Source organism: Dyella lutea, assembly GCF_024158035.1.
In the GTDB taxonomy this organism is placed as follows: Bacteria; Pseudomonadota; Gammaproteobacteria; order Xanthomonadales; family Rhodanobacteraceae; genus Dyella_A; species Dyella_A lutea.
Map to the genome: position 1 here is coordinate 1003357 of NZ_JAMZEK010000002.1, position 12264 is coordinate 1015620.

The following is a 12264-nucleotide window of genomic DNA, read 5'->3' on the forward strand; positions in this document are numbered from 1 at the left end:
ACGTCGTGCCGATGAAGACAGATCCCGCCAAAAAGCCCCCCCGGCACTCCCGCTTGCGACGCTGGCTGCTTCGCCTCGGCATCGCGACGGGCGTGCTACTGCTCGTGGCCGCGATTCTCGACCGCCTGTTCCCGTTGCCGCTGCCGAAGCCCGACGGCGGCAGCACGGTGGTGCTCGCGCGGGACGGCACGCCGTTGCGCGCGTTCGCCGACAGCGACGGCGTGTGGCGCTACCCGGTCACAGTGGACAGCGTGTCGCCGCTGTATCTCACCGCGCTGCTGGGCTACGAGGACCGCTGGTTCTACCGTCATCCGGGAGTGAACCCCTATGCCCTGGCGCGGGGCCTCGCGGGTGGGCTGCTGCACGGGCACATCGTTTCGGGCGGCTCGACCCTGACCATGCAGGTGGCGCGGATCATCGAGCCGATCCCGCACACCTACGGTGGCAAGTTCATCCAGATCCTGCGCGCGCTGCAGCTGGAGGTGCATCTCAGCAAGCGGCAGATCCTCGAGCTGTACCTCAACCATGCGCCGTTCGGCGGGCCGATCCAGGGCGTGGATGCCGCTTCGTGGGCCTACCTGGGCAAACCGGCGGCACAGTTGTCGCGGGCCGAGGCGGCGTTGCTGGCGGTGCTGCCGCAGGCGCCCAGCCGGTTGCGGCCGGACCGGCATCCCGATGCGGCCCGTGCCGCCCGCGACAAGGTGCTGGCACGCCTGCGCGACGAGGGCATCTGGACCGCCGCACAGGTGCGCGCGGCGCGGATCGAGCCAGTGGTGGCGCGTTCGCTGCGTGCGCCGCTGTCGGCCGCACTGCTGGCCGAACGCCTGCATCGCGAACAGCCGCGGGCGCGGCGGATCATCACCACCATCGATGCGGACCTGCAACGCGCGGCAGAAGACCGCGTCAGCGACTACCTCTCGCGCCTGCCGCGCCACACCACGGCGGCTCTGCTGGTGGTGGACAACGCGACCCACAAGGCGCGGGTCTACCTGGGCACCAGCGACTTCGCCGATCCGGACCGCCACGGCTACGTCGACATGGTGCAGGCGCCGCGCTCGCCGGGCTCCACGCTCAAACCGTTCCTCTACGGGCTGGCGCTGGACGACGGGCTGATCACCTCCGAGAGCCTGCTGGTCGACGCCCCCCAGGATTTCGACGGCTACCAGCCGGGCAATTTCGACGAGGCGTTTTCCGGCCCGGTCGGCGTCGCCGAGGCGCTGCAGCGCTCGCTCAACGTGCCGGCGGTGGACGTGCTCGACCGGGTCGGGCCGAACCGTTTCGTGGCGCGGCTGGCCGCCGGTGGCGTGGACCTGGGCCTGCCGGCGGGCGCGAAGCCGAACCTGTCGATCATCCTCGGTGGCGCGGCGACCACGCTGGAGAACCTGGTGGGCGCCTACTCGGCGTTTGCCGATCGGGGCATCGCAGCGCCACCGCGCTACACCCCGCAGCAACCGTTGCAGCCGCGACGCATGCTGTCGCCGGGGGCGGCGTGGATCATCCGCGACATCCTCGCGCACAACCCGGCGGACGTGGAGGGTGCACCACTGGCCGGTGCCGTGAACCGTCATGCCGCCGTGGCCTGGAAGACCGGTACCAGTTACGGCTATCGCGATGCGTGGGCGATCGGTGTCACCGACCAGTTCACCATCGGCGTGTGGATAGGCCGGCCGGACGGCACCCCATCGCCCGGCCAGTACGGCGCGGTGACCGCCTTGCCGCTGCTGTTCCAGGTCGTCGACATGCTGCCCGTGCGCGGCGCGGCGGCACGCTTCGTCCAGCCGACCAGCGTGCGCTCGCAGGTGATCTGCTGGCCGCTCGGCGGCACGCAGGCCGACACCGATCCTGCCCAGTGCCGGCAGCGGCGCACGGCCTGGGTGCTCGATGGCGCGGTTCCACCGACCTTCGCCGAGCGTGGACTGGGTGCCTGGTCGGCCGGCCTTCTGACCTTGCGCATGGACGGCAACGGGCGGCGCCTCAGCGCGACCTGTAGGGGGCAGGGCGAGCATGTCGAGCGCGTCGCGCGCTGGCCCGCGCTGGCCTCGCCCTGGCTAGACGCCGACGATCGCGCAGCCTCCGCCCTGCCGCCGCTGGCGCCGGGCTGTCCGGCAGACTCGCTGGACGATGCCGAACCGATCCGCATTGCCGGCATCGCCGACGGCACGCGCCTGCGCCGTGCGCCGAACAGCAGCGAGCCGCTGCGCGTGACCCTGCATGCGCTGGGGGTCAGCGGCAGCGTGCAGTGGTTGCTGGACGGCCGCCTGCGGGGCACCACGCAAGACGCGCACAGCATTCTGTTGCAGCTCGGCCAGCCCGGGGGGCACACCATCACCGCGCTCAGTGCGAAGGGTGCGTGGAGTTCGCTGCGGGTCGACGTCGCCGCACCCTGAGTCGCGCACGGCTCCCGGTGCAGCCTTAGGATGCAGCCTTTCCACCCGGGGGCGCTCCATGTTCGACGAGTACGCACAGCACGATGCCACCGCGCTGGCCGCGCTGATCGCCCGCCGCGAGGTCTCCGCCACCGAGGTGCTGGAAGCTGCGCTTGCGCGTGCCGCCGAGGTGAACCCTGCACTGGCGGCGATCTGCCTGCCGATGGAGGACATCGCCCGCGGGCGGGCGGCCGGTCCGCTGTCCGGCCCGTTCGCCGGCGTGCCGTTCCTGCTCAAGGACATGGCGCAGGACCATGCCGGCGTACCCAGCCCCTCCGGCAGCCGGGCGCTGCGTCACTGGGTGCCAGACCACCACAGCGAAGTGGTCCGGCGCTTCCTCGACGCGGGCCTGGTGGTGTTCGGCAAGACCAGCTCGCCGGAGTTCGCGCTGAAGGCCGAGACCGCGCCGCGCGTATGGCCGCAGCCGACACGCAATCCCTGGGATCCCGCGCGCACGCCGGGCGGCTCGTCGGGCGGCGCGGCCGCGGCGGTCGCTGCGGGCATCGTGCCGGTGGCCGGCGCTTCGGACGGCGGCGGTTCGATCCGCATCCCGGCGGCCTACTGCGGCCTGTTCGGGCTGCGTCCCTCGCGCGGGCGCGTGCCCAACGGGCCCGACGAAGCCGAGCACTGGGAGGGGGCTTCCAGCCACCATGTGATCAGCCGCAGCGTGCGCGACTCCGCCCGCATGCTCGACGCCATCGCCGGTGCGGAGCACGGCGCGCCCTTCGTCATCGCGCCACCCTTGCAGTCCTGGGCCGACGCGATCGCCCGGCCACCCCGGCGTCTGCGCATCGGCTTCAGTACCCGTTCGCCGCTCGGCACGCCGGTCCATGCCCAGTGCGTGGCGGCAGTGCAGTGCGCGACGAGGTTGCTGGCGGATCTCGGACACCACGTGGAGGAGGCCGCGCCCGCGGTCGATGGCCCGGACCTGGCGCGTTGCTACGTCACCATGTACTTCGGCCAGACCGCGGCGGCGATGGCCCGGGCGCGGGCACTGACCGGTGCCGGCGACGACGGTTTCGAACTGGAGACACGGATCCTCGGCCTGCTCGGACGGACCGTGAGCGCGGGCGAGTACGTCAGCCGGCATGCGCGCTGGAACGGCTTTAGCCATGCATTGGCGGACTTCCACCGGCGCTATGACCTCTACCTCACGCCTACCACCGCGCAGCCACCCAACCGCATCGGCGAGCTCGACACGCCGCCGGACCAGCAGCGACTGGCCCGGCTGGTACTTGCGTTGCGCGCCGGTCGCCTGCTGATGCTCACCGGCATGGTCGACGAATTGGTGGAAGCCAGTCTGTCGCGCGTGCCGTTCACCCAGTTGTCCAACCTCACCGGCACGCCGAGCATGTCGGTGCCGCTGCACTGGGCGGCAGTCGAGGAGGGCGGCCCGGCGCTGCCGTTCGGCGTGCAGTTCGTCGCGCCTTTCGGCGACGAGGCGACGCTGTTGCAGCTGGCCGCCCAGCTCGAGCAGGCTGCGCCGTGGGGCGGTCGCCGGCCGCCCGAGCCGTGATGGACCCGTCGCACGTTTTCCGGAGTCGAGAGTGAATCCAGACCTACCCCTGTTGATCGGTCGCAGCAGCTCCCACTTCACGCGCGTCGCGCGCATCGTCGCGGCCGAGCTTGGCGTCGGGCTGGCCTTCCAGCCGGTCTACGACCTCGGCTCGCGCGACAGCGCCGATTACGGCGGCAACCCGGCGATGAAGCTGCCGGTGCTTCGGCTCGGTGGCGAGGCAGTGTTCGGCACCGAGAACATCTGCCGCACCCTGGCAGGGCGCTTTCCCGGCGATGCCCGCATCGTGTGGACCGAGCAGTTGCCCGGGCCGGCCGCACGCAACGCGCAGGAAATGGTCTGGCACGCAATGGCGGCGCAGGTGCAACTCGTATTCGGCACGCAGGCGGCCGGCCTGCCTGCGGACAACCTCTACTTCGTCAAGGCGGCAGAGGGCATGGCGCAGGTGCTGGCCTGGCTCGATGCGCATGTCGACCAGGTGCTGGCCGGCTTGCCGCCGCGCGAGCTGAGCCTGCTGGAGGTCACGCTGTTCTGCCTGCTCGAGCACCTGGATTTCCGCCCGACGGTGTCACTCGTGCCCTTTGTGTCGCTGGCCGCCCACGTCCGGCGCTTCGGCCAGCGTGAATCTGCATGCCATACGCACTATCACTTCGACTAACCGCCGGGCTGAGCCCCAGCCCGCGCTTTTGCGCGGCGACCTCCCGGCGGCGGCTGACCGACGCTTTCCCGGGCGCGCCGGAAAACCGCCGGCGTGCGTCGCCGGCACCCGCGTCGATCGTGCGCTGTTACGCCAAGTCACTGAAATGAGAGGACGGCCGCGTCGTTGACGCCGCTGGCCTGTCTTTTGCTTTCTGCGTCCCGGAGCTCGACCCGTCGGGACAACCGAGGCCTTTTTGCCGTCGCACACGCGAGGCAGGCGAGGAAGGGGCGTATCGATCGGCGGGTGACAGCTCGAGTGACGCTTCCGTTCAAGAACCTTCATCATCGACAAGGGACCTCTCGTATGACCCCAAAACCGCGCCTGTCCGCCTCGTCCCCTGCGAGGCCCGACACGCCTGTTTGCCGACACGACGCCACTTTCCTGGCGGTTGCACCGCGGCCAGCGAAAAAGCACAAGGCGGGGGCCGCATGGCTACTTGCGCCGTTGGCCCTGGTTTTCGGGGCGTTCGTTGCCGCCCCCGCCCACGCCAGTGCGACCACGGGTGGCACCAGCGCGACCAGCGGCGTGTGTTCGCAGAGCACGAGCCAAAATCAGCTGGCGTGCGGCAGCGGCAGTTCTGCCGGTGGCTACGGCAGCACGGCCGACGGCTTGAGCGCCAACGCATCGGGCAACTGGAGCGTGGCAGTGGGGTATTCCAGCCAGTCCGCGGGAAGCAGCGGCACGGCGCTGGGCAGCAGCAGCAGTGCCAGCGGGCCGTTGAGCACGGCGCTGGGCAACTGGAGCCAGGCCAGCGGAAACAGCAGCACAGCCTCGGGCGCCTACAGCACAGCCACCGGGGACTTCAGCATCGCCGCCGGCCGCGATACCACCGCCAGCGGTTTCGGTAGCCAGGCAAGCGGCGGCGCAGCGAACGCCGCGGGCAATGGCGACATCGCCTTGGGCACGCAGGCAACTACCTACAGTGCGACTCCCACCGGAGGCAATATCGCGATCGGTAGTTCGACCGGGAGCCTGGGCGGCGGCTTCGGTGGCACGTCGACCACCGCCACGGGCGGCAACAGCGTGGCGTTGGGAACGGGCGCGCAATCGAGCTATGCCGGCTCGGTGGCGCTGGGTGCCGGCAGCGTCACCAGCGCCGCCGATCAGGTGAGCGTGGGCGCCGCCGGCCAGACCCGGACCATCGCCAACGTGAGCGCCGGCGTCAACGCGACCGATGCCGTCAACGTGGCGCAGCTCGACGCCTCGGTCGCCAGCGCCACCGGGGCGGTGCAAAGCGCCGCGACGCAGGCACAGACCATGGCCAGCCAGGCCCAGACTACCGCCAGCCAGGCCCAGACTACGGCTGTCCAGGCGCAGACCGCCGCCACCCAGGCGCAGTCCACGGCCGACTCCGCGATGCAACTGGGGCAGCAGAACTCGGTGCAGATCCAGGCCATGGTGAACGGGCAGATGGGGGTGTGCCGGGTCAATCAGGGGGCGCTGGAATGCTCCGTGCAAGGACAGGCGGCCACCCACGCAGCCGGCCAGGGGGCGGTTGCCGTCGGTGGTGGCGCTTCGGCGGACGGCGACGGTGCGATGGCGCAAGGCCAGGGCGCCGTGGCGCGGTTTGCCGGTTCGGTGGCGATCGGTGCCGGTGCCCAGGCGAATGCCGACCCGACCACCGCGGTGGGCAGCAACGCGGTGGCCAATGGCAACAATGCCGTGGCACTGGGAGCCAATGCGCTGGCCAATGGCGAAAATTCGGTCGCCCTGGGGCAGGGATCGGTGGCCAATGCCGACAACACAGTCAGCGTGGGCAGCGATACGCTGCAACGCCAGATCACCAACCTGGCGCCAGGGACGAGGGGCACCGATGCGGTGAATCTCGATCAGCTCAACCAGGTCGGCATCGGCGTGCTGGGTCAGGCACGCCGTTATGCCGCACGTGCCGCTGCCCAGGCGATGGCCCTGCCCACCGTGGCGATCCCGGCAGGGCGCGCCAGCGGGCTGGCGGTGAGTGCGGCCTCCTATGCCGGCTACGGTGCGCTGGGTGTCGAATATGCCCGCACGGTCAGCACTCATCTGCAGTTGCAGTTCGGTACGTCGGTCGCTTCCGGCGGCGATAGTGCTTCGCGGGCAACCGCCATCATGAGCTGGTAGGCGGGGATAGCCGGCACGGAGCCCGCCGGCGTCGTCTCGACCTGCGCCGATCCGCGGCGTCGAAAGCGGTGCGCAAGCTAGCTCTGCTACCTTGTGCACCGCCGTCGCTGAGGGCGGGTGCGGAGGATCGTCGGTGGCGGGAAGTTCATCCCGGAGCGAAGCGGAGGGCGAGGTGCGTGCCGTTTTCTGGCGGCTGCTCGGGCTGCTGGCCTTGGTGCTCTATCCCATCCTGCACGCGAACCGCCCCTACAACGACGACCTGAAGCGCGCGCTGCTGGGACGGGCGAGCTGGGATTCCAACGGTCGCCCGCTCACCACCCTGCTGATGCGCGCACTGCAGGCCTACGACCACACCATGGTCGACATCGCGCCGTTGCCGCAGATCGGTGCGGCGCTGCTGCTGGCGTGGATCGGCGCGCGCGTGGCGGTGCGCTACACCCGCGCCTCGCCCTGGCTTGCGGCGCTGCTGGTGATGCCGCTGGGCGCGCAGCCATTCTTCCTCGAGAACCTGTCCTATCGCTTCGACGCCCTGAGCATGGCGCTGGCCGTGCTGCTGGCGGCCTGGCCGCTGTTGCTGCTGGACGGTCGCAAGCCCTGGCAGCGTGGCGTGCTCTGTCTGTTTGCCGCCCTGTGCCTGTACCAGCCCGCCACCAACGTGTTCCTGGTGCTCGCGCTGCTGGAGGCGTGGCAACTGCAGGAGCGCGACCGCTCGCCAGTGGCATGGCTGCGCCAGCTCGGCAGCCGTGCGTTGCAGTGGCTGATGGCGATGGTGGTCTACGAGCTGCTGGTGGGGATGCACATCAGCGGGTGGGTGCGGCGCCAGGCTACGCCGATCCAGGGGCTGCACGAGCTGCCGCTGCTGGGCCACAACTTCGTTCTGTTCTATGGCTTCGTCGCCGACGCGTTCAATGCGCACTGGTGGAGCGTGTTCCTGCCGGTGCTGGCCGTGCTCGCGCTGGCGCCGGTCGCGATCGGTCTGCGGCATGCGCGGGGCAGGGCATCCATGGCGACAGCCGCGCTGGGCCTGGCTGCGCTGGCCATGCCGCTTGCGGTCATGGTGGCGGCGCTGGGGCCGATGCTGGTGCTGCGCGAGCCCGAGATCCGGCCGCGCGTGTTGATCGGCGTGGGCGCGCTGCTGGTGGCGGGACTGATCGCCGCGCACGAGCTGCTGTCCGAATGGCGCCACGGCCTGCGCGCGAGCGCGCTGCTGGCCGGTGTGCTGGCGGCTGCGATGCTGGTTGTCGCCAGTACGTACGGCAATGCCATGGCCGCGCAGCAGCGCATGGAGCGTCACGTTGCGGCGCGGCTTGCCGATGACCTGTCGGTCCTGGCCTCCGGCCACCCCATCACGGCGCTGCACGTATCGGGTTCGACCGGGTTCGCGCCACTGGCCGAGCATGCGGCGGTCGAGTTTCCGCTGCTGCGGACACTGGTGCCGGGCTACCTCACCGAGGCCGACCTGTTCGGTACCAGCGGTTTCCTGATGGACTACCTCCCGCAGTGGGTGGACGCCCGCAAGCCGGACAGCATCCGCACGCCGCCGGAGGAGGCCACTGCACTCGCCCGTTGCATGGTGACACCGCTGCGGCAGGCCGCCGGCTATCGGCTGTGCCTGGACGGCGACGTGGCACGAGTGGAGTTCCTGCCGGCCGCGCTGCCGTCGAGGTCCCAGCGGCGCTGAGGCATCAGCGCATGCGTTCCATGCAGCTCCGGTAGCGGCTGTCCACCCGCTGGGCGAACCAGGCCGTGGTCAGCCGGCGGGTGATCTTCGGGCTCTCGAGCCGGATCTTCGGCAGCATCGCGCGCGGCAGCGGCCGGCCGTTGAGGCGGTCGGCGAGGGCGAACACCCGGGTGTAGGTGTCGGTCTGCGCAAAGTCGGCCTGTTCGCTCCGGGTCAGCGCGCGATGGATCTGGTCCTGGCCCAGGTCCAGTCGACCGGCCAGGGTGCGCAGGGCCAGCTCGGTCTTGCCCACCTCGCTCCAGCTGCCGTAGTTCACCAGGTCGCCATCGAGATCGAGCGGGATCCCGGATGCGCGCGTCACCGCGTTCTGGAACGCCGCGTTGCGGCTGGCGTAGAAGCCGGCGTTGTAGTCGGCGAACCGATAGATCGGCGAGGGGTAGTCGGCCGGGTAGCCGAGCAGGTGGGCGATGCCGAAGTACAGGCCGCCGCGCCGGGTGAATACTTCGTGGCGGATCGAGCCTTCGACCGGATACGGGTAGGGATGGTCTTTTGCGTATTGCTCGGCGAAGGCCACGCTGACCTGCATCGGGCCGCCGGTGTGGATCGGATTGGCGTCGCCGAACAACCGCTTGCCCAGTGGCACCATGCCGATGAAGTCCTCGTAAACGCGGCTCAGCTCGCGCTCGCTGCGCACCGCGTCGATGCGATCGGCGTAGCTGCGCCCGTCCGGGCCATGCAGCGCCAGCGCCGCCCGGACCAGGAGCTGCGGAATGTGATGCTCGGCGGCACGGCGGTCGATCTCGGCCCGGGCGATCCGGCCGAGTCCGGGTACGGTCGGATCGGACTGGAAATTGGACTCCTGGCCAGCCACCGCGATCACGGCGCAGAGGTTGCCGCGGTCCGGTTCGATCCGCTGCGCGGCGAGCGCCGCGGTGATGTCACGGGCCCAGCCGGTGCGGTCGTCCGTACTCGCGGGCAGTACATGGATGATGCGCGCCTGCACCCGGACCGGATCGTAGCCGGGGGACTCCACCTTCGGCGTGGTGCAGCCGGCGACCAGGGCAACCAGGGCCAGCGTGAGCAGGCGGCCGGACCACGGGCGACGCCGAAGGGAAGTGCGTGCTCGGCCGGGTGGCTGGCTGGCGATCATCAAGGACGGAGTCGGCCGGGAAAGGGCGCATTGTCCGGTATTGCGGCTGTCGGCTGCTTGAACCTCATTCCAGGCCGTCGATGTGCGCGCTGTCGAGCTCGTGGCCGCCATCGTCCGGCTCCGGCCCCTGCAGGCGGATATGCAGCGCCAGATCGGTCTGCGAATCGGCATGGTCCAGCGCTTCGCGGTAGCCGATGCGGCCGGCGGCATAGAGCCGGTAGAGCGACTCGTCGAAGGTGAGCATGCCGTGATCGAGCCCCTGCTTCATCGCCTCCTTGAGCGCGAGGACCTCGCCCTTCTCGATCAGGTCGGCAACGTAGGGCGTGGAAAGCAGGATCTCGGCAGCCGGCAGGCGCCTGCCGTCGACACCGCGCAGCAGCCGCTGCGACACCACCGCCTTGAGGTTGAGCGCGAGGTCGATGCGCAGCTGGTGGTGGGCCGAGTCGGGGAAGAAATTGATGATGCGGTCCAGCGTCTGGTTGGCGTTGTTGGCGTGCAGGGTGGACAGGCACAGGTGACCGGTCTCGGCATAGGCGATCGCCGCCTGCATCGTCTCGCGGTCGCGGATCTCGCCGATCATGATCACGTCCGGCGCCTGCCGCATGGCGTTCTTCAGCGCGGCGGCGTAGCTCATCGTGTCCAGTCCCACCTCGCGCTGGTCCACCATCGAGCGCTTGTGCGAGTGCAGGTATTCGATCGGCTCCTCGACGGTGAGCATGTGGCCGGTCCTGCGGGCGTTGCGGTAATCGATCATCGAGGCCAGCGTGGTCGACTTGCCCGAGCCGGTGGCGCCGACCATCAGGATCAGTCCGCGCGGCAGCATGATCAGGTCGTGCAGGATCGGCGGCAGGTTCAGTGCCTCGATCGTCGGGATCTGGCCGGTGATGAAGCGCACGGCCATGGCCACGTGGCCTCGTTGCCGGTAGATGTTGATGCGGAAGCGCCCGGTGTCAGTCAGGCTGAGGGCAAGGTTCATCTCCAGCGTGGCCTCGAACTCGCGCTGCTGGCGGTCGCTCATGATCGAGTAGGCCAGGTCGTGCAGGTTCTCCGCCGTCAGCGGTTCGCCGTCGAGGTGGTAGGTTTCGCCGTCGATCTTGATGTGCGGCGTGGCGTCGACGGAGAAGAACAGGTCCGATGCCTCGCGCCCGGCCATCACCTGCAGGAACCGCGTCAGTTCGATCGCCATGACCTGTCTCCGCCCGCCCACGGATGGCGCATCCTAGCGCGGGAAACGCCTGGCCGGGCGGTCGCGGGCGGCGCACGCGATGCCCGCGCAATCGTCCGGCTCTGGCAGAATCGGCCGTCCATCCGTCCAGACGAGAGCACCGCATGTCCCAGGCCCGAACCGAGCCGGCCCGTTCCCCTCGCCGCGTGCTGCTGGCCAGCCTGGTGGGTACCACCATCGAGTTCTTCGACTTCTATATCTACGCGACGGCCGCCGTGCTGGTGTTTCCGTCGCTGTTCTTTCCCTCCGCCGATGCGACCTCGGCCACCTTGCAGTCGCTGGCCACCTTCGCGCTGGCGTTCTTCGCGCGGCCGGTCGGTTCGGCGCTGTTCGGCCACTTCGGCGACCGGGTGGGGCGCAAGGCAACCCTGGTCGCCGCGCTGTTGACGATGGGGCTGTCGACCGTGGCGATCGGCGTTCTGCCCACCTACGCGTCGATCGGGGTGGCCGCGCCGGCACTGCTGGCGCTGTGCCGCTTCGGCCAGGGGTTGGGCCTGGGCGGCGAGTGGGGCGGGGCGGTGCTGCTGGCGGTGGAAAACGCGCCGCCGGGCCGGCGGGCCTGGTTCGGCATGTTTCCGCAACTGGGCGCGCCGATCGGCTTCTTCCTGTCGACGGGGCTGTTCCTCTGGCTGACCCGGGCGATCGGCGAGCCGGCGTTCTTCGCGTGGGGCTGGCGCGTTCCGTTCGTGGCCAGCGCGGTGCTGGTGGCGGTCGGCCTGTGGATGCGCCTGCGCCTGACCGAGACGCCGGCGTTCGCGCGCGCCGTGGCGCAGCAGGAACGGGTACGCCTGCCGATGGTGGAGGTGGTGCTGCGCCATCCGCGTGCTTTGGCGGCCGGCACGTTCGCTGCGCTGGCCACCTTCGTGCTGTTCTACCTGATGACGGTGTTCAGTCTGAGCTGGGCGACCACCCGGCTGGGTTACTCCCGCGAGGGCTTCCTTGGCCTGCAGATGCTCGGCGTGGTGTGCTTCGCCGTCACCATCCCGCTGTCCGCGGCCTGGGCCGATCGCACCGGTGCGCGCCGCGTGATGGTGGTGGCGACGGCGCTGATCCTGCTGTTCGGGCTGGCGATGCCATGGTTGTTCACGGCGCACAGCGTCTGGCACGTGCTGGCGTTCCTCGGCCTGGGACTGGCGGTGATGGGCCTGACCTACGGTCCGCTCGGCACGGTGCTGGCGCACATGTTCCCGGTGGCGGTGCGCTATACCGGTGCCTCGCTTGCCTTCAACCTGGCGGGCATCTTCGGAGCATCGCTGGCACCGTACTTCGCAACCTGGCTGGCGGTGCACCACGGACTGGGCTGGGTCGGGCTCTACCTGGCCACCGCGGCCGCGATCACGCTGGCGGCGCTTGCCGCGGTCCCGCAGGCGCATGACCGGGTGTCCGAGTAACGTGCGGCCGCTCCGCCCCCGTCTCAAGAAATCGCGCGGGTCGCCGATAGTCTGGCATGAGTCCGTCGTGGTCGT

The 12264-nt window shown here is 70.1% G+C and carries 8 protein-coding genes; 6 read left to right on the top strand and 2 right to left on the bottom strand.

Going from position 1 to position 12264, the window contains the following annotated elements; genetic code table 11:
* Positions 1-11 precede the first annotated feature (11 nt).
* The 5 genes from pbpC to NC595_RS11965 all read left to right on the top strand — a co-directional run bounded on the left by pbpC (position 12) and on the right by NC595_RS11965 (position 8423).
* A complete protein-coding gene (pbpC, locus tag NC595_RS11945) occupies positions 12-2387 on the top strand; it encodes a penicillin-binding protein 1C (RefSeq protein WP_253566710.1) in 2376 nt (791 codons plus the stop codon).
* A gap of 58 nt (positions 2388-2445) precedes the next feature.
* Positions 2446-3942: an amidase gene (locus NC595_RS11950; RefSeq protein WP_253566712.1), complete on the top strand. Its 1497-nt coding sequence runs from the start codon at positions 2446-2448 to the stop codon at positions 3940-3942.
* A 31-nt stretch (positions 3943-3973) separates the two neighbouring features.
* Positions 3974-4600 carry a glutathione S-transferase family protein gene (locus NC595_RS11955; RefSeq protein WP_253566714.1) on the top strand — a complete coding sequence of 209 codons (627 nt, stop codon included), beginning with the start codon at positions 3974-3976 and terminating at the stop codon, positions 4598-4600.
* Positions 4601-5251: 651 nt separating this feature from the next.
* Positions 5252-6742 (top strand): YadA family autotransporter adhesin, encoded by a 1491-nt coding sequence (locus tag NC595_RS11960; protein WP_253566716.1) that lies wholly within the window; start codon positions 5252-5254, stop codon positions 6740-6742.
* Between the two features lie 172 nt (positions 6743-6914).
* Positions 6915-8423 carry a glucosyltransferase domain-containing protein gene (locus tag NC595_RS11965; protein WP_253566717.1) on the top strand — a complete coding sequence of 503 codons (1509 nt, stop codon included), beginning with the start codon at positions 6915-6917 and terminating at the stop codon, positions 8421-8423.
* Positions 8424-8427: 4 nt separating this feature from the next.
* Here NC595_RS11965 and NC595_RS11970 read toward each other — a convergent pair whose 3' ends face one another.
* Both NC595_RS11970 and NC595_RS11975 read right to left on the bottom strand, forming a co-directional pair.
* Positions 8428-9573, bottom strand: coding sequence for a DUF1615 domain-containing protein (locus NC595_RS11970; protein ID WP_253566828.1), 1146 nt, complete (start codon positions 9571-9573; stop codon positions 8428-8430).
* A 64-nt stretch (positions 9574-9637) separates the two neighbouring features.
* Positions 9638-10753, bottom strand: coding sequence for a PilT/PilU family type 4a pilus ATPase (locus NC595_RS11975; protein ID WP_425493119.1), 1116 nt, complete (start codon positions 10751-10753; stop codon positions 9638-9640).
* Between the two features lie 149 nt (positions 10754-10902).
* Here NC595_RS11975 and NC595_RS11980 point away from each other — a divergent pair, with 149 nt between their 5' ends.
* Positions 10903-12189 carry an MFS transporter gene (locus NC595_RS11980; protein WP_253566721.1) on the top strand — a complete coding sequence of 429 codons (1287 nt, stop codon included), beginning with the start codon at positions 10903-10905 and terminating at the stop codon, positions 12187-12189.
* Positions 12190-12264 lie beyond the last annotated feature (75 nt).

Coding starts and splice junctions, on each gene's coding strand:
- NC595_RS11950 (WP_253566712.1), top strand. CDS start 2,446: ATGTTCGACGAGTACGCACAGCACGATGCCACCGCGCTGGCCGCGCTG.
- pbpC (WP_253566710.1), top strand. CDS start 12: ATGAAGACAGATCCCGCCAAAAAGCCCCCCCGGCACTCCCGCTTGCGA.
- NC595_RS11970 (WP_253566828.1), bottom strand. CDS start 9,573: ATGATCGCCAGCCAGCCACCCGGCCGAGCACGCACTTCCCTTCGGCGT.
- NC595_RS11980 (WP_253566721.1), top strand. CDS start 10,903: ATGTCCCAGGCCCGAACCGAGCCGGCCCGTTCCCCTCGCCGCGTGCTG.